Annotated in this window: 19 protein-coding genes and 1 pseudogene; 14 read left to right on the forward strand and 6 right to left on the reverse strand. The window is 60.3% G+C overall.

The features are described 5' to 3' along the window. Positions 1-4: 4 nt before the first annotated feature. Together parC and CES87_RS12655 are read left to right on the forward strand one after the other, a co-directional pair. Positions 5-2,272 (forward strand): DNA topoisomerase IV subunit A, encoded by a 2,268-nt coding sequence (gene parC, locus CES87_RS12650; RefSeq protein ID WP_128606367.1) that lies wholly within the window; start codon positions 5-7, stop codon positions 2,270-2,272. A gap of 177 nt (positions 2,273-2,449) precedes the next feature. Continuing rightward, entirely contained in the window at positions 2,450-3,163 is a 714-nt protein-coding gene (locus CES87_RS12655; RefSeq protein ID WP_128606368.1) for a membrane integrity-associated transporter subunit PqiC, read from the forward strand. 241 nt (positions 3,164-3,404) lie between these two features. Here the strand turns inward: CES87_RS12655 and CES87_RS12660 are convergent, their stop codons facing one another. Then, positions 3,405-4,925 (reverse strand): AhpA/YtjB family protein, encoded by a 1,521-nt coding sequence (locus CES87_RS12660; RefSeq protein WP_128606369.1) that lies wholly within the window; start codon positions 4,923-4,925, stop codon positions 3,405-3,407. A gap of 135 nt (positions 4,926-5,060) precedes the next feature. Here CES87_RS12660 and serB point away from each other — a divergent pair, with 135 nt between their 5' ends. Beyond that, a complete protein-coding gene (gene serB, locus CES87_RS12665) occupies positions 5,061-6,275 on the forward strand; it encodes a phosphoserine phosphatase SerB (RefSeq protein ID WP_095192149.1) in 1,215 nt (404 codons plus the stop codon). Positions 6,276-6,402: 127 nt separating this feature from the next. On the opposite strand, the gene asd is transcribed toward serB, so the two are convergent. From asd to CES87_RS12680, 3 genes are read right to left on the reverse strand one after another with little or no spacing between them, the layout of a single operon-like run. After that, positions 6,403-7,263, reverse strand: coding sequence for an archaetidylserine decarboxylase (gene asd, locus CES87_RS12670; RefSeq protein WP_128606370.1), 861 nt, complete (start codon positions 7,261-7,263; stop codon positions 6,403-6,405). Between the two features lie 18 nt (positions 7,264-7,281). Continuing rightward, positions 7,282-8,097, reverse strand: a complete 816-nt coding sequence (locus tag CES87_RS12675) for a rhodanese-like domain-containing protein (protein WP_128606371.1) — start codon at positions 8,095-8,097, stop codon at positions 7,282-7,284. Between the two features lie 42 nt (positions 8,098-8,139). Further along, a complete protein-coding gene (locus CES87_RS12680) occupies positions 8,140-9,678 on the reverse strand; it encodes an HDOD domain-containing protein (RefSeq protein WP_128606372.1) in 1,539 nt (512 codons plus the stop codon). 166 nt (positions 9,679-9,844) lie between these two features. On the opposite strand from CES87_RS12680, the gene motA reads away from it, so the two are divergent. Both motA and motB read left to right on the forward strand, forming a co-directional pair. Beyond that, positions 9,845-10,696: a flagellar motor stator protein MotA gene (gene motA / locus CES87_RS12685; protein WP_128606373.1), complete on the forward strand. Its 852-nt coding sequence runs from the start codon at positions 9,845-9,847 to the stop codon at positions 10,694-10,696. Positions 10,697-10,699: 3 nt separating this feature from the next. Beyond that, positions 10,700-11,719, forward strand: a complete 1,020-nt coding sequence (gene motB, locus CES87_RS12690) for a flagellar motor protein MotB (protein ID WP_128606374.1) — start codon at positions 10,700-10,702, stop codon at positions 11,717-11,719. Positions 11,720-11,771: 52 nt separating this feature from the next. On the opposite strand, the gene rsgA is transcribed toward motB, so the two are convergent. Then, complete coding sequence (rsgA, locus tag CES87_RS12695) at positions 11,772-12,803, reverse strand: small ribosomal subunit biogenesis GTPase RsgA (RefSeq protein WP_128606375.1); 1,032 nt, start codon at positions 12,801-12,803, stop codon at positions 11,772-11,774. A gap of 107 nt (positions 12,804-12,910) precedes the next feature. Here rsgA and orn point away from each other — a divergent pair, with 107 nt between their 5' ends. Further along, positions 12,911-13,453, forward strand: coding sequence for an oligoribonuclease (gene orn, locus CES87_RS12700; RefSeq protein ID WP_128606376.1), 543 nt, complete (start codon positions 12,911-12,913; stop codon positions 13,451-13,453). A gap of 179 nt (positions 13,454-13,632) precedes the next feature. Then, positions 13,633-14,244: a trimeric intracellular cation channel family protein gene (locus tag CES87_RS12705; protein WP_128606377.1), complete on the forward strand. Its 612-nt coding sequence runs from the start codon at positions 13,633-13,635 to the stop codon at positions 14,242-14,244. A 108-nt stretch (positions 14,245-14,352) separates the two neighbouring features. Here CES87_RS12705 and queG read toward each other — a convergent pair whose 3' ends face one another. Continuing rightward, complete coding sequence (queG, locus tag CES87_RS12715) at positions 14,353-15,417, reverse strand: tRNA epoxyqueuosine(34) reductase QueG (RefSeq protein WP_128606379.1); 1,065 nt, start codon at positions 15,415-15,417, stop codon at positions 14,353-14,355. Positions 15,418-15,480: 63 nt separating this feature from the next. Between queG and CES87_RS12720 the strand changes: the two genes are divergently transcribed. The 7 genes and pseudogenes from CES87_RS12720 (at position 15,481) to hflX (ending at position 23,416) form a co-directional block, all read left to right on the forward strand. Beyond that, complete coding sequence (locus CES87_RS12720; protein ID WP_128606380.1) at positions 15,481-16,980, forward strand: NAD(P)H-hydrate dehydratase; 1,500 nt, start codon at positions 15,481-15,483, stop codon at positions 16,978-16,980. Continuing rightward, positions 16,968-17,438 (forward strand): tRNA (adenosine(37)-N6)-threonylcarbamoyltransferase complex ATPase subunit type 1 TsaE, encoded by a 471-nt coding sequence (tsaE, locus tag CES87_RS12725; protein WP_128606381.1) that lies wholly within the window; start codon positions 16,968-16,970, stop codon positions 17,436-17,438. The genes CES87_RS12720 and tsaE overlap by 13 nt, the downstream gene beginning before the upstream one ends. Continuing rightward, on the forward strand, positions 17,439-18,869 hold the full coding sequence (locus CES87_RS12730) for an N-acetylmuramoyl-L-alanine amidase (protein ID WP_128606382.1): 1,431 nt from the start codon (positions 17,439-17,441) through the stop codon (positions 18,867-18,869). It begins immediately after the preceding gene. Positions 18,870-18,877: 8 nt separating this feature from the next. Further along, a pseudogene (gene mutL, locus CES87_RS12735) lies at positions 18,878-20,775 on the forward strand (DNA mismatch repair endonuclease MutL). Next, on the forward strand, positions 20,775-21,746 hold the full coding sequence (miaA, locus tag CES87_RS12740; RefSeq protein ID WP_128606383.1) for a tRNA (adenosine(37)-N6)-dimethylallyltransferase MiaA: 972 nt from the start codon (positions 20,775-20,777) through the stop codon (positions 21,744-21,746). The pseudogene mutL and the gene miaA overlap by 1 nt, the downstream one beginning before the upstream one ends. A 95-nt stretch (positions 21,747-21,841) precedes the next feature. Next, the gene (gene hfq / locus CES87_RS12745) at positions 21,842-22,102 is read left to right on the forward strand and encodes an RNA chaperone Hfq (RefSeq protein ID WP_057397732.1); all 261 of its coding nucleotides are present in this window, start codon (positions 21,842-21,844) and stop codon (positions 22,100-22,102) included. Positions 22,103-22,114: 12 nt separating this feature from the next. Continuing rightward, entirely contained in the window at positions 22,115-23,416 is a 1,302-nt protein-coding gene (gene hflX / locus CES87_RS12750; RefSeq protein WP_128606384.1) for a ribosome rescue GTPase HflX, read from the forward strand. Positions 23,417-23,484 lie beyond the last annotated feature (68 nt).

The raw sequence follows: 23,484 nt of genomic DNA on the forward strand, positions 1-23,484 counted from the left end.
CCGCATGAGCGACATCCTTGCAGACAGCTTAGATGGCGTAGAACGCCGATCGCTGGCTGACTTCACCGAAAATGCCTACCTCAACTACTCCATGTACGTGATCATGGACCGTGCCTTGCCGCATATCGGCGACGGCCTGAAGCCAGTACAGCGGCGCATCATTTATGCCATGAGCGAGTTGGGGCTGGACGCCGACTCCAAGCACAAGAAATCGGCGCGTACCGTCGGTGACGTGCTCGGTAAATTCCACCCCCACGGCGACTCGGCCTGCTACGAAGCCATGGTGCTGATGGCCCAACCGTTCAGCTACCGCTACACGTTGGTGGACGGGCAGGGTAACTGGGGTGCGCCGGACGATCCCAAGTCCTTCGCCGCGATGCGATACACCGAGGCGCGCCTGTCGCGTTACTCCGAAGTGCTGCTCAGCGAGCTGGGCCAGGGCACCGCGGATTGGGGCCCGAACTTCGACGGCACCCTCGACGAGCCGCTGGTGTTGCCGGCACGTTTACCGAACATCCTGCTCAATGGCACCACCGGTATCGCCGTGGGCATGGCCACCGACGTACCGCCGCACAACCTGCGAGAAGTCGCGAGCGCGTGCGTGCGTTTGCTCGATGAGCCAAAGGCCACGGTCGATCAGCTTTGCGAGCACATTCAAGGTCCGGACTACCCGACCGAAGCGGAAATCATCACGCCGCGCGCCGATTTGCTGAAAATATACGAAACCGGCAAGGGCTCGGTGCGCATGCGCGCCGTGTACCACATTGAAGATGGCGACATCATCGTCACCGCGCTGCCGCATCAGGTATCCGGTGCCAAGGTGTTGGAACAGATCGCGGCGATGATGCAGGCCAAGCCGTCCAAAGCCCCGCAAATCGCGGATCTGCGTGACGAGTCGGACCATGAAAACCCGTGCCGGATCGTGATTATTCCGGGTGCACGCAAGAACTTTGACCACGATGCGCTGATGCAACACCTGTTCGCCAGCACGGAGCTGGAGTCCAGCTACCGGGTCAACGTCAACATCATCGGCCTCGACGGCAAGCCACAGCTGAAGAATCTGCGTGCATTGCTGGTGGAATGGCTGGAATTCCGGGTGCAGACCGTTCGTCGCCGCCTGCAGTTCCGTCTCGATAAAGTCGAGCGTCGCCTGCACCTGTTGGACGGTTTGTTGATCGCCTACCTCAACCTGGATGAAGTGATTCACATCATTCGTACTGAGGAGCATCCGAAAGCCGCGCTGATCGAGCGTTTCGCCCTGAGCGAAATCCAGGCTGACTACATCCTTGATACCCGGTTGCGTCAGTTGGCGCGCCTGGAAGAAATGAAGTTGCGTGCCGAGCAGGATGAGCTCCTCAAAGAGCAAGCCAAACTGCAAGCACTGCTGAGCAGCGAAGCCAAACTGAAGAAGCTGGTGCGCACCGAGCTGATCAAGGACGCCGAAACCTATGGCGACGACCGCCGCTCGCCAATCGTCGAGCGCACTGAAGCCAAGGCCCTGACCGAGCACGATCTGCTGCCCAACGAGAAGGTCACCGTTGTGTTGTCGGAAAAAGGCTGGATTCGTTCCGCCAAGGGGCACGACATCGATGCCACCGGGCTTTCCTACAAGGCCGGAGATGGATTCAAGGCTTTGGCGGCGGGGCGTTCCAATCAATTCGCGGTATTTATCGACTCCACCGGCCGCAGCTACTCGGTGGCCGCACATACGTTGCCATCCGCTCGTGGCCAAGGCGAGCCGCTGACAGGCCGTCTGACGCCGCCGCCGGGGGCGAGCTTCGAATGCGTGCTGATGCCGGAAGACGACGCGCTGTACGTCATCGCGTCCGATGCCGGTTACGGTTTTGTGGTCAAGGGTGAAGACCTGCAGGCCAAGAACAAGGCGGGCAAGGCGCTATTGAGCCTGCCGAACAACGCCAAGGTCATCCTGCCGCGTCCGGTGGCCGATCGTGAACAGAACTGGCTGGCTTCGGTGACAACCGAAGGTCGCCTGCTGATCTTCAAGATCAGCGATCTGCCACAATTAGGTAAGGGCAAAGGCAACAAGATCATCGGGATTTCCGGTGAGCGAGTGGCCAGTCGAGAAGAGTATGTAACGGACATCGCTGTGATTCCGGATGGCGCCACATTGGTGCTGCAGGCCGGAAAACGTACCTTGTCACTGAAAGCGGACGACCTCGAACACTACAAGGGTGAGCGTGGGCGTCGGGGTAACAAGTTGCCGCGTGGCTTCCAGAGGGTGGATGCGCTGCTCGTCGAAAACCTCAATTAAGCGTGCTAGAGCGCTCGATCTACGATTTAACGCGTAGATCGACGCTTTCGCGCTGGAGTCGGAGCGCATATTCACGGATGATATGGCCTTTCAAGCGCCGGCGTGGCCGAGCGTTCTTCATATTTATTGAGTATTTTTCACTGTGATTAGCCTTGTGGCGATCACCTGGATGGGACGATGACTGCTCTGCGCCTTCCTTTTATTTTGATGCTCGCTGGCCTTTTGGGGCTGGCGGGTTGCAGCACGCACCAACCGGTGTCGCTGTATCAACTGGACAGCGGAAGTCCGGTTCAGCCTGCGCAAAGCGCGGGCATGGCAGTATTGCTCGGCCCGGTAACCGTTGCTGATTATCTTCAGCGCGAAACGCTGTTGCAGCGTCAGCCCGATGGCAGCCTGCAAGCTTCGATCGACGGTCGTTGGGCGGGGAGTCTGTCTTCGGACATCGATCAGTTGCTGCTGCGTCAGGTCGCCGGTCATCTGGATAGCCAGCGTGTAGTGCTGGCGCCCGCGACCGTGGGTTTCACGCCAGATGTTCAGGTGCTGCTGACAATCACGCGCCTGGACTCGGGTGAAAAACAACCGGCGATCCTTGATGCGCAATGGCGTCTGATCGATCGCCGTGGTCAGGTGCGTGACAACCGCATCATTCATCTTCAGGAGCAACACGCCGGCACTACTGCCGCTCAGGTTCAGGCCCAGGGTGTGTTGTTGCAGAAACTTGCCGAACAGCTGTCGACCGCGCTCAAGCCGCTGGCCAACCAGCCACCGATCGCCGAAGCGCCTCGTAAACCGCCAGCCAAGTCTGTGGCGCCTGCGGCGGAAGCGGAAAAGCAGCCGAAGATTCCGATGGCTGCGCCGATTCGCACGGATATGGAAGTGTTCCGCTTCTAAGTTCGGACCGATACAACACAAAGCCCGCATTGATGCGGGCTTTGTTGTTTCTGGCGCGTGATCGTTCCCACGCTCTGCGTGGGAATGCAGCCCGTGACGCTCTGCGTCACATCGGTGCCAGGCTTGGGATATGAGGTGAGGCTGGAACGCGGAGCGTCCCTGGAGGCATTCCCACGCAGAGCGTGGGAACGATCAGCCCGCAGACGATCACTCGTGTGCGGGCTTCTTCATTACCAGGCTGTTACGCCCGACGTTCATGCATCCGCGCCAGTTGCCGTTCAAGCATCGACGGATAAGGCTCCATCAAGCGCTCCACGCAGCACGCGCCTTCAGGGCTGGCAATCGGCCGGATACGCGCGCGTTGGCGGATCAGGGCATCGTCGCTGATCTTGCGCTCCACCAGCAGCAGGTTGCGGCTGTGTTGCGACAGGGCCAGGGCGTCCTGGGCGGGGTCGGTCAGCAGCAGGTCGATCTGACTCAGGCCGAACAATTCGTCGCCCAGCGTCAGGCCCAGTTGCAGTTGCAGGGTGATGCCGCTGTCGGCGACTTCGATCTGTAACTGATGGCCCAGCGCCCGCAACAATTCACCGCAGCAGATGGCGTTGGTCAGGTAATCGTCACCGCTGTCTTCGGTGTGGAACAGCATCAGCGTGCTGCCATCGTTCAAGGTGTGCAGTTCGCTCTGGTAGAGCGAGGCGGCCTGGTCGAGGCAGTCGCGGTAGCGTTTGAGCAGTTCATCCAGTCGTGCACGGGGCAAACGCCGCAGTTGCTCTTGGGAGCCCAGCTGTACGGCCAGAACAGCGCTGTGTTGCGGGACGCTGGATGCCACTGGCTTGGCCAGTGGTTTCGAAGCGTTGTCTGCCGAGTCATCGAGCAAGTCGGCGAACGCATCTTCGTCATCGTCTTCGGCGGTGCTGACAACGCGCCGTGGCGCAGCCTTCATCGCGGCCACCGGGCGGCTTTCATCGAAGCTTGGATCACGCAAATTTCGCACTTCGAAGCCCGGTTCGGCGTCGTCGTAATCGCTGTCGTCAAACTCGGGTTCCGGCACAGGCTCGGGTTCGGCCGGCTCCGGCGCGAAGTTGGCGTGCAGCTGGCGCGCCAGGTCGCCGATCTCGTCCTGGCGTTCGGTGGCCGGGGTGAACTCGTCGATGTTGCGCAGCCAAACCCGCAATTGCAGGAGTGGCGTGGAGATGTGCCGACCCAGGCGCAGGCTCAAGGCCAGGGACAGAGCCAACAGAATCGCACTCAAAATGCCCATGCTTTGCAGGCTGATGGTCATCGGTTGCTGGAATTGATCCATGTCCAGGCTGATGCGCAGTTGACCGGCGGTCACATCCTGGAAAGTGATCTTGCTCTGGTACATGCCCTCGGCTTCGCCCCACAGACCGTGCTTGGGACGCTGACCTGCTTCGGCGAGGATGCGGTTGTCCACGCTGTAGATGGCGGCATGGGCCACCAGCTTGTTCTTGGTCAGGTTGTTGAGCAGCACATTGAGGCTGAGGATGTCGTTGGACACCAACAACTCGGTGGCCGAGGTGGCTGTCTGCGTGGTCAGGCTTTCACCCAGCGCATCCGCCTGCTCGTGCATGGCCTGCTTGAACTGCAATCCCATCACACCGGCATAGATGACCAGGGCCAGAGCGACCAGGATCACGTTATGGCTGGCTATGCGCAATGCAATCGGTACACGGCGATGGCGCAGTGCACGGAAGATCAGCAGAAAGAAGTTATCGGTTTTTACTGGCGTGGGCCGGTTCACTTGAGCTCGGCTCTTTTGTCCGTGAAGTTGACGCGCAGTATAGCGACAGCCCCTAGACCGGCAAAGCGCTCACGGTGCCCGATGGTCACTGAAAGTGGGTAGAATGCGGTTTTTTTCCACTTGCGGGGGTGCGCCTTGCGCGAAATCGTCCTGATAAACATCACGGGAGTCGACCGTCCGGGTCTGACTGCGGCCATTACCGGCGTTCTGGCCCAGGGTGGTGTGAATATTCTCGACATCGGTCAGGCAGTGATCCACGACACTCTGTCGTTCGGCATCCTGGTTGAAATTCCTGACACCGAACAAGGCAAGTCGGTACTCAAGGACATCCTGTTCAAGGGATATGAGCTTGATCAGCAGGTACGTTTCACTCCGGTGTCCGAAGAGGATTACCAGCAGTGGGTCGGTAACCAGGGCAAAAAACGCCATATCGTGACGCTGTTGACCCGCAAAGTGACCGCCGGGCAATTGCAGGCCGTGAGCTCGATCACCGCCAAATATGGCTTGAACATCGACCACATCGATCGTCTGTCCGGCCGCATGCCGCTGGATACCCCGGCCGACAAGGGCAAGGGCTGCATCGAGTTCTCCGTGCGCGGCGAAGCGGCTGATCCGCAGGCGCTGAGGGCCGAATTCCTCAGCGTGGCCCAGGAACTGAACGTCGACATCGCCTTTCAGGAAGATTCTCTATTCCGTCGCAACCGCCGTCTGGCGGTATTCGACATGGACTCGACCCTGATCGAAGCCGAAGTCATCGACGAACTGGCCAAGGCGGCCGGCGTGGGCGACAAGGTGTCGGAAATTACCGAGCGGGCGATGGCCGGCGAACTGGATTTCCGCGCCAGCTTCAAAGAGCGTCTGGCGTTGCTCAAAGGTCTGGATGTTGGCGTGCTGGATTCGATCGGTGCCTCGCTGCGTCTGACTGAAGGTGCCGAAACCCTGTTCGCTGAACTCAAGCGTCTGGGTTACAAGACAGCCATACTGTCAGGCGGCTTCACTTACTTCGCCAAGCAATTGCAAGCGAAGCTGGGCATCGACTATGTGTTCGCCAACGAACTGGAAGTGGTCGACGGCAAGGTGACCGGCGTGGCGGTCGAGCCGATTGTCGATGCACAGCGCAAGGCTGATCTGCTCAAAGAGTTGGCGCACAAGGAAGGCTTGCGTCTGGAGCAGACGATTGCAGTCGGCGACGGCGCCAACGACTTGCCGATGCTGGCGATTGCCGGGCTGGGTGTGGCGTTCCGTGCCAAGCCGCTGGTCAAACAGTCGGCGAAGCAGGCAATTTCAACCCTGGGGTTGGATGGTGTGCTGTACCTGCTGGGCTTCCGCGATCGCGACGGCCAGCTTTAACACCACAAAACAACTGTAGGAGCGAGCCTGCTCGCGATGAACCTGAGGGCAACGCGGGCATTCTGAATGCCCGCGTCATCGTTAACGTCCATCGCGAGCAGGCTCGCTCCTACAGTAGCGGTGTCTATCAGGCTTTCGGCAGGCCCATGCCTTGGCCCATCTGCACCGGCGAACCGGCCGCCAACTCTTCGGCCCATTTCACTTGATCCGGCCCGAACAGCACGACAGCGGTCGAGCCCAGCTTGAAGCGGCCCAGTTCCGCACCTTTTTCCAGGTGGATCGGCGCGCGTGCGGCTTCGTCGTAGCGGAAGGTTTTCAGCTCGCGTTTCGGCGGCGTGACCAGCCCGGCCCACACGGTTTCAATCGATGCGACGATCATTGCGCCCACAAGCACCACGGCCATCGGTCCGCGCTCGGTGTCGAAAATGCACGCCACGCGTTCGTTGCGGGCGAACAGTTCCGGCACGTTTTCAGCGGTGGTCTGGTTGACCGAGAACAAACGGCCTGGAATGTAGACCATCTCGCGCAGTGTGCCGGCCAGTGGCATGTGCACGCGGTGGTAATCCTTCGGCGACAGGTAAATGGTGGCGAAATCACCGCCCATGAACGGCGCGGCATTCGCCGCATCGCCACCCAGCAGTTCCAGCACGCTGAAGCTGTGGCCCTTGGCCTGGAACACGCGGCCGTGCTCGATCGGGCCAAGCTGGCTGATCGCGCCGTCGGCCGGGCTGAGGATCGCCCCCGGTGTTTCGTCCAGTGGGCGGGCGCCGTCTTTCAAGGCGCGGGTAAAGAAGGCGTTGAAGTGCTCGTAGGCGGTCAGGTCTTCGACCAGGGCCTCGGACATGTTCACCTGGTAACGCTGCGCGAACCAGGCGGTGAAGGCATTCTTGAACCAGCGCACGCGGCATTCGGCAATGCAGCCGGCCAGTCGCGAGAGCAGGTTGTGGGGCAGCAGGTACTGGCTGATGATAAACACACGCTTGTTCATTAACTGTCCTTAAAAACCTTAATTCTCTACAGGGGTATCGGGATGGTTGCCCCATTCGCCCCAGGAGCCGGCGTAGCCTTTGACCCGCGGATAACCGAGGGACTTGGCCACCAGATAGGTGAAGCCGGACCGGTGATGGGTCTGGCAATGGGTGATGATTTCTTTATCTTTGCTGATCCCCAGTTGTTCCAGGATTTGCGGCATATCGCTGCGAATGCGCAGGTTGCGCGCCTTATCCATGCCCGCAGTCCATTCGAAATTGACCGCGCCGGGAATGTGTCCGCCCTTGGCCGCCAGGACTTTCTCACCGGAGTATTCCAGCGGCCCGCGCGCGTCCCAGATCGCAAGGTCGGCAGCACCGAGACGGCTTTGCAGATACTCGCGGGTAGCAGTGGGTTCATCGTGCAGAGTCAACGCAACCGGGCCACCAACGTGAGCCGGGATCTGAATCGACATAGGCATGCCTTCTGCCAGCCACGCCGGGAGGCCACCGTCGACATAGTGGTATTTGCTGTGGCCGATGACATCCAGAAGCCAGATAAAGCGCCCGGCCCAACCGCCGCCTTCGTCGTCATAAACCACGTAGACCGCATTGGAGTTGTGTCCCAGCTCACCGAACAACGTTTCGAGTGCAGCTTGCGGCGGCATCAGCCCCGGTGCAGGCGCCTGACCGAGCTGCGTGCGTTTCGGATCGACAAACCGCGCACCGGGAATATGCCCTTCGGTATAGCGGGCGCTGCTGGTCAGGTCCACCAGAATCAGTTCGCGGGACTCGAGGCGAGGGAGCAAGTCGCTCGGTTCGATCACCAGCGGCAAGCCAGAGAAGTCAGACATGTGAGGTCTCCAGGGCACAAAAGGGAGGATTGTAGCGCAGCGTCATTTGCCGCGCTGACTAAAGCTATGCAGCGCTTTCTCGATGCACTGCGCGGTTTTGCCGAAGGCTTGTACGGTGATTTCCGAAAATGGCCCGCCGCCTTGATCCGCCACAACGATCATGATCACCCGGCCATTGTTGACCAGCGAGCGCAGCAACACGTGTTCGCCGCTGAACTGCGAACGCAGGCTGTTGGGCAACAGGGCGGAAAACTGAGCGTTGTTGGTCGGTGTCAGACGCACTTGAGCCTGTTGCACGAGCAAGCGTTGCAGAACGTTGCTCTGGCTGACGACAAAGTTGAGGCCTGCAACTTCCTTTGGCAATCCGGCGGTCTGGTGCACCCGCAGATTGGCGTGGGTGCGATCGGCCATCAGGATCATCACCCGACGCATGCCGCATGCAACCAATGCGTCCCGGGCAGAGGTAGTCAGGTGCATGGCATTGGTGAAGCGACTCGGCTCGATCAGCAGTTCGGCACATTGTCTGCGCCACTTCGCCAGGTCTTCGGCGGTCGGTGCCGGGGCCGGCAACAGACCGGCGTGGACGCGATTTGTGCCCCACGGCCATATCAGCGCAACGGCAGGGTGCCACAGGTCGGGCATGGCGTGATGGCGCGCACTGTTGGCCGACTGCTGGTGCAGTTGCTGCTGCACTTCGTCCATCGGCATTTGCAGATAAAGGCTGGTCAGGTACTGCCAGCGCTCGCTGTGCGGGCTGTCCCAGGCCTGTTGCGCCGACAGCGCCAGGCCGTTGGCCAGCAGTACGGTGTTGGCCGGTTGATTGAGCCAGCGGCGCAGGGTCGGATCGTCGTCGAGACGGTTCTGCTGACGTAACGGATGCTCGCTGTCGCGGGCAATGCGCAGCACTTTCACCAGTTCCCGTTGCTCGGTGAGCAGCAGTTTATAACCCTGCTGCACCCAGATCGGCAGCCGCCAGAGATCCACCAGGGCCAGGCCGATTTCCAGCAAGCGCGCGCCAAACAATTGCTTTTCGACTTTTCGCGCCGACTCGCCTTTATGGATGACCCGCAGTTCCCAGTCTTCGAGCAACTGTGGATGCGTCAGCGCCAAAGGCCACAACGGCGAGAGAAACAACAGGCTGCCCCAGTGGATGTCCTGCCACAGGCGCGCCAGGCGACTGGCGAAAAAACCGTTGGCCTGTTGGCTGGCGTGCTGGCTGATCATCTGCAACTGGCGCAGGGTTTTTGGAATTTCGTTCTGGGGCAAGGCGGGCAGGCGTTCGAGCAGCTCTTCGGTGCGCTTGAGACCGAGGCGATTGATCGCGACCTCTAGGTTTTCAGCAGGCTCGGTCATGCTGCCATGGGTGTGCCGATTGGCTTCGCGGATCACGGTCAATGCCAGGGCCGGGCTGCCCTGCATTAATTCGGCAATGTCGCGCAACGAGCTGCGACTGTCGCGGATCGCCCGGCAGACACTGTCGTGACTGGCCTGCGGGATCGGCAAGCGCACGCCATCCAGAAGCTTGACCCAGCCTGCGAGAGTGGTTGGTTTTGGAGTTGGGACGTTCGTTTCGTTAGCCATGTCTGGAGGCGATCATCGTCAGCATTATTTATGCCCGGAATGGGTCAAATTGGTTTTTCGCCTGAACTGGCTTTAGTCTGGCGCAGTTTTGCCGATAAGTAGAAGAAGAGATTTATTAACTTCCGAATATGACCTTGAACCCGACTCAGTAAGTGCTCTCCTACCTATGGCTAAAATAATCGGCATCATCGTCGTATTCGCGAGCGTGCTCGGCGGATACGTACTCTCTCACGGCAAAATTGCCGCCCTGATCCAGCCCTTCGAGGTCATGATTATCGGTGGTGCGGCGCTTGGTGCATTCCTGCAGGCCAACCCCGGCTACATGACGATGCACGTGCTCAAGAAGTCCTTGAGCATGTTCGGTTCGCGCTTCAGCCATACCTTCTATCTAGAAGTACTGGGCCTGATCTACGAGATCCTCAACAAGAGCCGCCGTGAAGGCATGATGGCCATCGAAGGCGACATTGAAGATGCCGCCGCGAGCCCGATCTTCGCCAAGTACCCGACGGTTCTCAAAGACGAGCGCATGACCGCGTTCATCTGCGATTACCTGCGCATCATGTCCTCCGGCAACATGGCGCCCCATGAACTCGAAGGCCTGTTCGACATGGAGCTGTACAGTCTCAAGGAAGACCTGGAGCACCCGTCCCACGCGGTGAACGGTATCGCCGACGCCATGCCCGGTTTTGGTATCGTCGCGGCGGTACTGGGTATCGTGGTGACCATGGCTTCCCTGGGTGAGGGCGATCAAAAATCCATCGGCCTGCACGTCGGTGCGGCACTGGTCGGTACGTTCTTCGGTATTCTCGCGGCCTACGGCTTCTTCGGCCCGCTGGCCCATTCCCTGGCCCACGATGCCAAGGAAGAACTGAACGTCTACGAAGCCATCAAGGCTTCGCTGGTCGCCTCGGCTTCCGGCATGCCGCCATCGCTGGCCGTGGAGTTCGGGCGCAAGGTTCTGTACCCGGCGCACCGTCCTAGCTTCGCTGAGCTGGAACAAGCGGTTCGTGGTCGCTAAGTTATGGAAAATAACCAGCCGATAATCATCAAGCGCGTCAAGCGCATCGCCGGCGGGCATCACGGGGGCGCATGGAAAATCGCCTTCGCCGACTTCGCTACGGCGATGATGGCGTTCTTCCTGGTGTTGTGGCTGTTGTCCACCGCAACACCGGAGCAGAAGATCGCCATCGCCGGTTACTTCAAGGACCCGATCGGTTTCTCCGAAAGCGGTACGCCGTACATCATCGACCTGGGCGGTACACCGACCCTGGCGCCGGAAAACACCCTCAACCCTGAGGTCAAATCCCAGCCGCAGCCGGACAAGGTGACTGTTGACGCCGAACAGGTCGAAGGCATGGCCGAGATGGTAGAAAAGGAGCGACTCGAACTGTTGCTGCAAGAACTGCAGACCAAGGTCGAGGAGAATCCGCAGCTACAGAAATTCAAAGACCAGATTATGTTCGATCTCACGCCGGACGGTTTGCGCATCCAGATCGTGGATGCCGAGAACCGGCCGATGTTCGACTCCGGCAGTGCGCGTCTGAAACCGTATTTCGAAGACATCCTGCTGGCCATGGCTGACACCATCAAGGCGGTGCCGAACAAGATCAGCATCAGCGGCCATACCGATGCCAAGCCGTTCAGCGGCACGGGCGATTTCGGCAACTGGGAGCTTTCGGCCAACCGTGCCAACGCCGCTCGCCGTGCGCTGGTCGCGGGCAGCTATCCGGACTCGCAAGTGGCACGGGTGGTCGGTTATGCCTCATCTGCCTTGTTTGACCGCGAGCATCCGTTCAATCCGGTCAACCGCCGTATCGACATCATCGTGCTGACCAAGAAAGCCCAGCGCGCCATCGAAGGTTCGCAAGGCGCGGAACCGGCTCCCGAGCCGACGCAAGGGCAGGGTGGTCCGGGTGAAGTGCCAGCCGATCCGAACGCATTACCGGCAGACAAGGAACCATTGCCGGCCCACGAGCTTCGCGAGCGGTTGAACCTGTTCGATAACCCGGCACCGAAGCCGGGTGAAGCGCCCAAGCAGTGACCCATAAAAAAGCCGCGATGATCGCGGCTTTTTCATGTCTGCGGGAAGCGGCTCAATAGCCGTTTTCCGGCAGGCTGGCGATGATCGAGCGGTAGCTGTTCATCCGTTGTTGCTGCACGCGGCCATCTTCAAGACCCTTGAGCAGGGCGCAACCCGGCTCGCGGTCGTGTTTGCAGTCGCGGAAGCGGCAGGTGCCGAGCAGGTCATTGAACTCGATGAAACCGGCTTCGACGTCGGCACGGCTGACGTGACCCAGACCGAACTCGCGGATACCCGGGGAGTCGATCAACTCACCGCCACCGGGGAAGTGGAACAGGCGCGCGGTGGTGGTGGTGTGGGTGCCTTGGCCGGATAGCTCGGACAGCGGGCCGACGCGGGTTTCGACGTCCGGCAGCAGGCTGTTGACCAGCGATGACTTGCCGACGCCGGACTGGCCGACGAACACGCTGATGCGTCCGTCCAATAGTTTTTGAAGCTGCTCCATGCCGTTGCCGTGGTGAGCCGACACTTCGAGCACCGGGTAACCCAGGGTGCGGTAAACCGCCAGCAAGGCATTCAGCGCCGGGGCGTTCTGCTCGTCGATCAAGTCGAACTTGTTCAGCAACAGCAGCGGTTTGATACCCGCGTGTTCGGCGGCTACCAGGTAGCGGTCGATCAGGTTGGCGTGGGGTTCAGGCAACGGTGCGAAAACGATGACGATCATATCGACGTTGGCCGCCACCGGTTTGAGCTGGCCACGGCTGTCCGGTCGGCACAGTTCGGTGTTGCGCGGCAGTTGCGCCACGATCACACCGATGCCCTGGTTGCCGGCACGCCAAACCACCTGATCGCCGGTCACCAGCGCCGGCAGGTTGGCGCGCAGGTGGCAACGGAACACCTGGCCGGCGTGCTCGCCATCGCGGGCCTCGACCTCGACCTGCACGCCGAAGTGCGCGATCACCAGACCGTGCTGTTCCGGGCCCAGGTCGCCACCTTCGAGTGCCTCGACAGCTGACGACTCGCGTTTGGCGGCGCGGGCAGCGCGTTCGCCCTGAATCTTTTCGATGCGCCAGTTTTGACGACGATTGAGTTGGCGTTTGGCCATGGGTGTTCCGTATCAATAATGCAGCGATTAGGTAAAACGGCCGCGAGTTTAGCACGCCCAGCCACCCGCCTAGGCTAAACTGCGCAGCATTGCCTAGGAGCCGACACATGCAAAATCCGCAGAACCTGATCTGGATCGACCTGGAAATGACCGGTCTGAACCCGGATACCGACGTCATTATCGAGATGGCTACCATCGTCACCGACAGCGACCTGAACACCTTGGCCGAAGGCCCGGTGATCGCCATCCACCACAGCGACGAAATCCTCGCCGGCATGGACGAGTGGAACACCCGCCAACATGGCGGCTCGGGCCTGACCCAGCGCGTTCGCGACAGCCGCATCAGCATGGCCGAAGCGGAAGCCGAAACCATCGCCTTTCTGGAGAAGTGGGTGCCGAAGGGCAAGTCGCCGATCTGTGGCAACAGCATCTGCCAGGACCGTCGCTTCCTTTATACCCACATGAAATCCCTGGAAAGCTATTTCCACTACCGCAACCTCGACGTCTCGACCCTCAAGGAATTGGCGGCACGTTGGGCGCCAGACGTGCGCGACAGCTTCAAGAAGGGCAGTACCCACCTGGCCCTTGACGATATTCGCGAATCCATCGCCGAGCTGCAGCATTACCGCCAGCATTTCATCAAGTTCTGATTTAGCTGTGTCAGCGCTGACGCCTTCGCGGGCAAGCCTCGCTCCTACAGGGATTGCGCTAAACCTGTAGGAGCGAGGCTTGCCCGCGAAGAAGGTGACGCGGTCTATCTATGGAACGCCCTCTTTTGGTGCTGATGCTAAATGGCTAGACTGCGCGCCTTTCTGCAAGGACCGCCACCATGTTGCTGATGCTCTACCTGATCGCCATTACCGCCGAAGCCATGACCGGCGCCCTGTCTGCGGGCCGTCGCGGAATGGATTGGTTTGGCGTGGTGCTGATCGCTTGCGTCACGGCTTTGGGCGGCGGTTCGGTGCGCGATGTGTTGCTCGGCCACTATCCGCTGACTTGGGTCAAACACCCGGAATACCTGGTGCTGACAACCATTGCGGCGATGTTCACGGTGTTCACCGCCCGTTGGATGCGCCATTTGCGCTCGCTGTTTCTGGTGCTCGACGCCGTGGGCCTGGTGGCCTTCACCCTGATCGGCTGCATGACCGCCCTGGAAATGGGCCATGGCATGTTGGTGGCGTCGGTCAGTGGCGTGATCACAGGAGTTTTCGGCGGCATCCTGCGGGACATTTTCTGCAACGACATTCCGCTGATCTTTCGTCGCGAGCTCTATGCCAGTGTCTCGTTCGCGGCGGCTTGGTGTTACTTGCTTTGTCTTTATCTGAATGTGCCGGGAGAGCAGGCGATTCTGATCACGCTATTCGGCGGCTTCCTGCTGCGCTTGCTGGCGATCCGTTTCCATTGGGAAATGCCCAAGTTCGTCTACAACGACGAGGCCTGATCCACGCCCCCCCTGTAGGAGCGAGCCTGCTCGCGAAAAACCTGAGAACTCCACGGGGCGCCAGCATTACCGCGTTATCGTTGACGACCATCGCGAGCAGGCTCGCTCCTACAGGAGGCCGTGTTGTTTCAGGGCCCATTTGACGTGTTCGCGGACCAGCTCAGACGGATAATCCCGTCGCGCCTTCAACGCCTCCAGCACGGGAATCGTTGACGGCGCGTTACCCAGGCCGACGGCCAGATTGCGCAACCAGCTTTCATAACCCGCCCGTCTTAGCGGCGAACCTTCGGTACTGCTAAGAAACTTTTCCTCATCCCACATGAACAGTTCGGCCAGATCAGCGTTGTCCAGATTGTGTCGTGGCTTGAAATCACTTTCGCCAGAAGGACGGGCGAAGCGGTTCCACGGGCAGACGATCTGGCAATCATCGCAACCGAATACCCGGTTGCCGATCAGCGAGCGCAGCTCTTCAGGGATGACGCCTTTGAGTTCAATGGTCAGGTAGGAAATGCAGCGTCGGGCATCCAGCACATAGGGGCCGACAAAGGCATTGGTCGGACAGATGTCGAGGCAGGCGCTGCATCGACCGCAGTGTTCGGTGGCGTGGGGCGGGTCCACCGGCAGCGGCAAATCGACGAACAGTTCGGCGAGGAAGAAATAACTCCCCGCCTTGCGATTCAATACCAGGGTGTTTTTGCCGATCCAGCCCAGGCCGGCCTTTTGCGCGATGGCTTTTTCCAGCACCGGGGCACTGTCGACGAAGGCTCGGTAGCCGAATGGGCCGATGGCGGCCTGAATCTTTTCTGCCAGTTGTTGCACGCGCTTACGGATCAATTTGTGGTAATCGCGGCCCAAGGCATAACGCGAAACGTAGGCTTTTTCCGGTTGGGCCAGTAACTGCGCCATTTTGGTATCGCCCGACAGGTAGTCCATGCGCAGTGAAACAACGCGCAATGTACCCGGCACCAGTTCTTCCGGGTGCGAGCGTTTACTGCCATGGGCGCCCATGTAGTCCATTTCGCCGTGGTAGCCGGCGTCGAGCCAGCGCTGCAGATGCTGCTCATGCTCACCCAGGTCGAGGCCGCTGATGCCGACTTGCTGGAAGCCCAGCTCGCGGCCCCAGTCCTTGATGGATTGGGCGAGGGCGGGCAGGTCTGTGGTAATAGCGGGCATGAGGCGAGAGAAACCGGAGCTGAGGTGCGTATAATTCTGCCAGACATCGGAGCTCGAAGACGCATGCCGCACACTAAAGATGATTTACCCGACGCGCTGTATAGCGCCGCGCAAGTGCGAGGGCTCGATGCGAGCCTGATCGCGGCCGGAACAAAGGGCTTCGAACTGATGCAGAGGGCCGCACGGGCAACCTGGCGTGCGTTGGTCCGTCAGTGGCCGACGGCGAACGAATTGACCGTCGTCGCCGGTCACGGTAATAACGCCGGCGACGGTTACCTGGTGGCAGTGTTGGCGCAGCGTGCCGGGTGGTCTGTTCGGGTGCTGGCAGCGAGCGAGCCGCGGCTGCTTGGCGGTGATGCGGCATTGGCCCATGCAGAGGCAGTGTCCGAAAACGTTTTCATCGAAGCCTGGAGCGCGCAATCCGAGTTTCGCGGCCTCGTGCTGGACGCCTTGCTCGGCACGGGTCTGGCTGGGGACGTGCGCGAGCCGTACGCCCGCGTCATCGCTGCAATCAATGCCAGCGAACAGCCAGTGGTGGCGGTGGATATCCCTTCCGGACTGTGCGCTGATACCGGTCGCATCCTCGGCTGTGCAGTACGAGCCGATCTGACGGTCACGTTCATCGGCTTGAAACTGGGATTGTTCACCGGCGATGCGGCGGACGTGGTGGGTGAACTGGTCTTCAACGACTTGCATGCCGATCCGCAGATGCTCAAAGATGCGCCGGCCAGTGCTCGTCGACTGAACGCCGGTAACCTGCCGCAGTTGGCCTCCCGGGCACCCACTTCCCATAAGGGCAAATTTGGCCATGTGCTGCTGATCGGCGGTGATCGCGGATTGGGTGGCGCGATTCTGCTAAGCGCGCAAAGCGCACTGCGCAGCGGCGCGGGCATGGTGTCGGTGGCGACTCGCGGCGAACATGTGCCCGCCGCTTTGGCGAGAATCCCCGAGGCGATGGTGTTGGGCACTTCGTCGGCCAATCAGTTGATGGGATTGCTACAAAAAGTGTCCGTATTAGTTGTCGGTCCGGGATTGGGTCAGGGCGCCTGGGGGCGCGGTCTGTTGTCGGCCGCGGCCAACGCGCCATTGCCGCAAGTCTGGGACGCTGATGCGCTGAACATGCTGGCCGAGGAGCGGGTGAACTTGCCCAAGGATTGCGTGATCACGCCGCATCCTGGCGAAGCGGCGCGGTTGCTGGGAATGAGTACCGCAGAGGTCCATGCAGATCGCCCGGCGGCGGCCCATGCGTTGAGCAAAAAATATACAGCGGTTGTGGTGCTCAAGGGTGCCGGCAGCCTGATCGCCAGTCCCGACGGACGGCTGGCCGTGTGTCATCAGGGTCACCCGGCAATGGCCACCGCCGGTTTGGGCGATGTGCTGGCCGGTCTGGTCGGTGCACTGCTGGCTCAGGGCATGGGCGCGTTCGACGCGGCCTGCCTGGCAGTCTGGCTGCACGCCAACGCTGGTGAACAACAAGGTAAATTCGGCCGCGGGCTGGCGGCCAGTGATCTGATTCCAGCCATTCGTCAGTTGTTGGAGGAGCAAGCACCGTGTCTGAAGTAACCCTGTACCTGGCTAATGAAGAGGCGATGACCGCGTTTGGCGCACGCATCGCCCAAACCACTAAAGGACACGGTCTGATCTTTCTCGAAGGTAACCTTGGAATGGGCAAAACCACGCTGTCCCGAGGCATAATCCGTGGCCTTGGGCACGTCGGGGCGGTAAAAAGCCCAACCTTCACTCTGGTCGAGCCTTACGAGATTGGCGACACTCGCGCCTTCCATTTCGACCTGTATCGCCTGGTCGATCCGGAAGAGCTGGAATTCCTCGGCATCCGCGACTATTTCGAAGACGACGCTCTGTGCCTGATCGAGTGGCCTGATAAAGGTGCAGGCTTTTTGCCAAAGCCCGACCTGACCATTACCATTAGCCCGCAAGACAGCGGGCGTTCGCTGAAAATTTTATCCCAGGGCTCGCGTGGCGAGTCGTGGTGTGCCGCTTTGGCATTGGAATCCAAATAGATGATGGGGTTAGGTATGCGCTTTCGCGCGTTGGTTGCTGCCGTAGGGGTGTTGTTTTTGGCGGTGACCGTCGACGCCGTGGCCGAGACGAAGGTCAACAGCGTTCGCCTGTGGCGGGCGCCGGACAACACACGGCTGGTGTTTGACCTGACCGGCCCGGTGCAGCACAGCGTCTTTACCCTGTCGGCTCCGGATCGACTGGTCATCGACATCAACGGCGCGACCCTTGGTGCACCGTTGAGCGTCAACAGTGCGAATACTCCGATCACCGCCATGCGCTCGGCCCAACGCACGCCGACCGACCTGCGGGTGGTCATCGACCTGAAAAAGGCCGTTACCCCGAAAAGCTTCTCCCTGGCTCCGAACGCCCAGTACGGCAACCGACTGGTGGTCGATCTGTTCGATAACCCGGCCGATGCCGCACCACCTCCTGCGCCGACGCCGTCGGTGGCTACGGTGCCGGCTGTCCCTGTCACGCCGACGGAACCGGCAATCAAATTGCCGCCGGCACCGGCGGGCAAGCGCGACATCATTGTGGTGATCGATGCCGGTCACGGTGGCGAAGATCCAGGCGCATCCGGCTCTCGCGGTCAACGCGAAAAAGACGTGGTGCTGGCCATCGCCCGGGAACTGCAACGTCAGGTCAACGGCATGAAAGGCTTCCGCGCCGAACTGACCCGCACCGGCGACTACTTCATTCCTTTGCGTGGGCGTACCGAAATCGCCCGCAAGAAGGGCGCCGATCTGTTCGTCTCGATCCACGCCGACGCCGCACCTTCGGCCGCCGCTTTCGGGGCCTCGGTGTTCGCCCTGTCTGATCGTGGCGCCACATCGGAGACCGCGCGCTGGCTGGCCGATAGCGAAAACCGTTCCGACTTGATCGGTGGTGCCGGGAACGTCAGTCTCGACGACAAGGACCGCATGCTCGCCGGCGTGCTGCTCGACTTGTCGATGACCGCGTCCCTGACCTCCAGCCTGAACGTTGGTCAGAAAGTATTGAGTAACATCGGTCGGGTCACGCCGCTGCACAAGCAACGGGTTGAACAGGCCGGGTTCATGGTACTGAAATCGCCGGATATTCCGTCGATCCTGGTGGAAACCGGGTTTATCTCCAACGCCAACGAAGCCTCGAAACTTGCCGCATCGAGCCACCAGCAGGCGCTGGCACGTTCCATTAGCAGCGGCGTGCGTCAGTTCTTCCAGCAAAATCCGCCACCCGGCACCTATATCGCCTGGCTGCGTGACTCCGGGAAAATCGCTCAAGGTCCACGTGATCACCGGGTGAGCCCGGGCGAGACACTGGCGATGATCGCCGTGCGTTATCAGGTATCGCCGGCCACATTGCGCAGCGCCAACAACCTGCCGAGCGACGAGCTCAAGGTTGGTCAGCACTTGACCATTCCAGGCACAGAACTGGCGGCCAAAGAATGAACCAGGTGCTGTCGAACGCTGCCCGCATCGAGCTGCTCAGCCCTCGGCTGGCGAACCAGATCGCCGCCGGTGAGGTGGTTGAACGCCCGGCATCGGTGATCAAAGAGTTGCTGGAAACAGCCTCGACTCCGGCGCCAAACGTATCGACGTCGATGTCGAGCAGGGTGGCGTCAAGTTGCTGCGGGTGCGTGACGATGGCAGCGGCATTTCTGCCGATGACCTGCCACTGGCGCTGGCCCGACACGCCACCAGCAAGATTCGCAATCTGGAAGATCTGGAACAGGTCATGAGCCTGGGCTTTCGCGGTGAGGCGCTGGCGTCGATCAGTTCCGTGGCGCGTTTGACCCTGACATCGCGCACCCGCGATGCCGATCAGGCCTGGCAGGTCGAGACCGAAGGCCGTGACATGGCGCCCCGCGTGCAACCGGCGGCGCACCCAGTGGGCACTTCTGTCGAAGTTCGTGATCTGTTTTTCAACACGCCGGCACGCCGCAAGTTTCTCAAGACCGAAAAAACCGAATTCGATCATCTGCAAGAAGTGATCAAACGCTTGGCTCTGGCGCGCTTCGACGTGGCGTTCCATCTGCGCCACAACGGCAAAACTATCCTCAGCCTGCATGAGGCCCACGATGATGCGGCCCGTGCCCGGCGGGTAGCGGCGATTTGCGGTCCGGGTTTCCTGGAACAGGCGCTGCCGATCGAAATCGAGCGTAACGGCCTGCATTTGTGGGGCTGGGTCGGATTGCCGACCTTTAACCGCAGTCAGGCAGATTTGCAGTATTTCTTCGTCAACGGCCGCGCCGTGCGCGACAAACTGGTGGCCCATGCGGTGCGCCAGGCTTATCGCGACGTGCTGTTCAATGGCCGACACCCGACATTCGTGCTGTTTTTCGAGGTCGATCCAGCGGGTGTTGACGTCAACGTGCACCCGACCAAGCACGAAGTGCGCTTCCGTGACGGGCGCATGGTCCACGATTTTCTTTATGGCACCCTGCACCGCGCCTTGGGCGATGTTCGGCCGGATGATCATCTGGCCGCACCGGTTGCGACGGCCATCGTCCGGCCTACGGGCCTCGAAGCGGGCGAGTTCGGCCCACAGGCTGAAATGCGTCTGGCCGCCAATGCGCTGCTGGAGCAGCCTCAGGCACCACCGTCATTCAGTGCGCCAGCCGGGTCGGGCGCTGGCGCGGGATATCAATACCAATACACCCCGCGACCTCAATCGGCTGTACCCGCCGCCGAAGCCCAGGCTGCGTATCGCGAGTTCTTCGCGCCATTGCCGCAAGCCAGCGCGGTAGCGCTGCCGGACGGGCAGGGCGACATTCCGCCGCTGGGTTATGCGCTGGCGCAGCTCAAGGGCATCTACATTCTTTCGGAAAACGCTCAGGGGCTGGTGCTGGTGGACATGCACGCCGCTCACGAGCGGATCATGTACGAGCGTCTGAAAATCGCCATGGCCAGCGAAGGCCTGAGTGGCCAGCCGCTGCTGGTCCCCGAGTCGCTGGCGGTCAGTCAGCGTGAAGCTGATTGTGCAGAAGAGCATGTTGCCTGGTTCCAGCGTCTGGGCTTTGAATTGCAGCGTCTGGGTCCGGAAACCCTGGCGATCCGGCAGATTCCGGCCCTGCTCAAGCAGGCGGAAGCCAATCGACTGGTCGGCGATGTGCTCGCGGATTTGATGGAGTACGGCACCAGCGACCGCATTCAGGCGCACCTGAACGAACTGCTCGGGACCATGGCCTGCCACGGTGCGGTGCGGGCGAATCGGCGCCTGGCGTTGCCGGAAATGAACGGTCTGCTGCGTGATATGGAAAACACTGAGCGCAGCGGTCAATGCAACCATGGTCGGCCGACCTGGACCCAACTGGGCCTGGACGATCTGGACAAACTGTTCTTGCGTGGTCGCTGATGAGCCAGTTCCCTCCTGCGATTTTTCTGATGGGTCCGACCGCCGCCGGCAAGACCGACCTGGCCATCGAACTCACCAAAGTGCTGCCTTGCGAACTGATCAGCGTCGATTCGGCGCTGGTCTACCGAGGCATGGACATCGGCACTGCCAAGCCATCGAAAGAGCTTTTGGCGCAGTTTCCGCACCGTCTGATCGACATTCTTGACCCGGCAGAAAGCTATTCGGCTGCGGATTTTCGGCGTGACGCCCTCGAAGCCATGGCCGACATCACGGCGCGCGGAAAAATTCCGCTGTTGGTAGGCGGCACAATGCTCTACTACAAGGCTTTGCTCGAAGGCCTGGCAGACATGCCGGCTGCCGACCCGGACGTGCGCGCGCAGATCGAAGAAGAAGCTGCACGCCTTGGCTGGCAAGCCTTGCACGAGCAATTGGCAGTGATCGATCCGGTTTCTGCGGCGCGCATTCATCCGAACGATCCGCAGCGACTCAGTCGAGCGCTGGAGGTTTATCGCGTAAGCGGTCAAAGCATGACTGCCCTTCGTTTGCAACAATCTGCGCAAAGTACTGAAGCAGCCGCTTCGGGACGGCAACAATTGCCCTATACTGTCGCGAACTTGGCGATTGCCCCGGCAAATCGTCAGGTACTGCACGAGCGAATTAAACAAAGATTCACTTTAATGTTGGAACAGGGGTTCATCGACGAGGTCGTAGCCCTGCGTAAGCGAAGTGACCTGCATGCCGGGTTGCCGTCGATACGTGCAGTAGGCTACAGACAAGTCTGGGACTACCTGGATGGCAAGCTGACGTCAGCCCAAATGCAGGAGCGTGGAGTCATCGCCACGCGCCAGTTGGCAAAGCGTCAGTTCACCTGGTTGCGCAGTTGGGCTGATTTACATTGGCTGGACAGCCTGGATTGCGACAATCTGCCACGCGCCTTGAAATACCTGGGGACCATCTCCATATTGAGCTGAGTCCTTGCAATTGCCGTCTATCCTTGGGGGTGTGACGGCCACAAGTCATTTGTTTACCTATTTTTTTATATTGAATCCTTAAAGGAGTGCGGCACATGTCAAAAGGGCATTCGCTACAAGACCCTTACTTGAATACTTTGCGTAAAGAGAAAGTTGGGGTATCCATCTACCTGGTCAACGGTATCAAACTGCAAGGCACGATCGAGTCTTTCGACCAGTTCGTTATCCTGCTGAAAAACACCGTCAGCCAAATGGTCTACAAACACGCTATCTCTACAGTAGTGCCGGTTCGTCCAATTCGTCTGCCTAGCGCAACCGAATCCGAAGCAGGTGATACTGAGCCAGGTAACGCCTGATAGGAGTCTCCTTTGTTCTTTGAGCGCCACGGTGGTGGTGAGCGAGCCATTCTCGTTCACTTGGATGGTCAGGACCCTGAGGCGCGCGAAGATCCGCAGGAGTTTCAGGAGTTGGCAATGTCGGCAGGCGCCGAGACCGTCGCGTTTTTTAACGTGCCGCGTAATCGGCCAACCGCCAAATACCTGATTGGCAGCGGCAAGGTCGAGGAGTTACGCGACCTGGTCAACGCCGAGCAGGTAGATCTGGTGATTTTCAATCACATCCTCACGCCCAGTCAGGAACGCAACCTCGAACGGGTTTTCGAGTGTCGCGTGATCGACCGCACGGGTCTGATTCTCGATATCTTCGCCCAACGCGCCCGCACCCATGAAGGCAAGCTCCAGGTTGAACTGGCCCAGCTTGAGCACATGAGTACGCGGCTGGTTCGTGGCTGGACTCACCTTGAGCGGCAGAAGGGCGGTATCGGTCTGCGTGGTCCTGGTGAAACCCAGCTGGAAACCGACCGGCGCCTGTTGCGGGTTCGCCTGCGCCAGATCAAGGGGCGCCTGGAAAAGGTCCGCAGCCAGCGCGAGCAGTCGCGTCGTGGCCGCAAGCGCGCTGACATCCCGACGGTTTCACTGGTGGGTTATACCAACGCCGGCAAATCGACGCTCTTCAACTCGGTGACCGAGTCCGACGTCTTCGCCGCTGACCAGTTGTTCGCCACCCTCGACCCGACCCTGCGCCGGCTCGAGCTCAATGACCTCGGGCCGATCGTACTGGCCGACACCGTGGGTTTTATTCGCCACCTGCCGCACAAACTGGTCGAGGCATTTCGGGCTACGCTCGAAGAGTCGAGCAACTCCGACCTGCTGTTGCACGTGATCGACTCCCATGAACCCGAGCGTATGGCCCAGATTGAACAGGTCATGGTGGTGCTCGGGGAGATCGGGGCTCAAGACTTGCCGATCCTGGAGGTATACAACAAACTCGATTTGCTCGAGGGCGTTGAGCCGCAGATCCAGCGCGATGCCGATGGCAAGCCGCAGCGGGTCTGGTTGTCGGCCAAGGACGGTACGGGTCTGGACTTGCTCAAACAGGCCGTGGCAGAGCTGCTCGGCGATGATTTGTTTGTTGGTACCTTGCGCTTGCCGCAACGTTTTGCTCGACTGCGTGCGCAGTTTTTTGAAGTCGGTGCGGTACAGAAAGAAGAACACGACGAAGAAGGCATCAGCTTGCTGGCCGTTCGCCTGCCGCGAGTCGAATTGAATCGACTGGTAAGCCGCGAAGGTCTGCAGCCGCTGGATTTCATCGAGCAACACACTTTGCAATAAAAGCCTGAGAAAGCGGTTGTGCCGTGGTGACAGGCATTCTGTAGCATTGGTCGGCGCGCCGTGGGTGC

Source organism: Pseudomonas sp. ERMR1:02 (genome assembly GCF_002277815.1).
Lineage (GTDB): Bacteria > Pseudomonadota > Gammaproteobacteria > Pseudomonadales > Pseudomonadaceae > Aquipseudomonas.

Bases quoted from the DNA above. Each gene is read 5' to 3' on its own strand.
- parC (WP_128606367.1), top strand. From the start codon at position 5: ATGAGCGACATCCTTGCAGACAGCTTAGATGGCGTAGAACGCCGATCG.
- CES87_RS12655 (WP_128606368.1), top strand. From the start codon at position 2,450: ATGACTGCTCTGCGCCTTCCTTTTATTTTGATGCTCGCTGGCCTTTTG.
- asd (WP_128606370.1), bottom strand. From the start codon at position 7,263: ATGAACAAGCGTGTGTTTATCATCAGCCAGTACCTGCTGCCCCACAAC.
- CES87_RS12675 (WP_128606371.1), bottom strand. From the start codon at position 8,097: ATGTCTGACTTCTCTGGCTTGCCGCTGGTGATCGAACCGAGCGACTTG.
- CES87_RS12680 (WP_128606372.1), bottom strand. From the start codon at position 9,678: ATGGCTAACGAAACGAACGTCCCAACTCCAAAACCAACCACTCTCGCA.
- motA (WP_128606373.1), top strand. From the start codon at position 9,845: ATGGCTAAAATAATCGGCATCATCGTCGTATTCGCGAGCGTGCTCGGC.
- motB (WP_128606374.1), top strand. From the start codon at position 10,700: ATGGAAAATAACCAGCCGATAATCATCAAGCGCGTCAAGCGCATCGCC.
- rsgA (WP_128606375.1), bottom strand. From the start codon at position 12,803: ATGGCCAAACGCCAACTCAATCGTCGTCAAAACTGGCGCATCGAAAAG.
- orn (WP_128606376.1), top strand. From the start codon at position 12,911: ATGCAAAATCCGCAGAACCTGATCTGGATCGACCTGGAAATGACCGGT.
- CES87_RS12705 (WP_128606377.1), top strand. From the start codon at position 13,633: ATGTTGCTGATGCTCTACCTGATCGCCATTACCGCCGAAGCCATGACC.
- queG (WP_128606379.1), bottom strand. From the start codon at position 15,417: ATGCCCGCTATTACCACAGACCTGCCCGCCCTCGCCCAATCCATCAAG.
- CES87_RS12720 (WP_128606380.1), top strand. From the start codon at position 15,481: ATGCCGCACACTAAAGATGATTTACCCGACGCGCTGTATAGCGCCGCG.
- CES87_RS12730 (WP_128606382.1), top strand. From the start codon at position 17,439: ATGATGGGGTTAGGTATGCGCTTTCGCGCGTTGGTTGCTGCCGTAGGG.
- miaA (WP_128606383.1), top strand. From the start codon at position 20,775: ATGAGCCAGTTCCCTCCTGCGATTTTTCTGATGGGTCCGACCGCCGCC.
- hfq (WP_057397732.1), top strand. From the start codon at position 21,842: ATGTCAAAAGGGCATTCGCTACAAGACCCTTACTTGAATACTTTGCGT.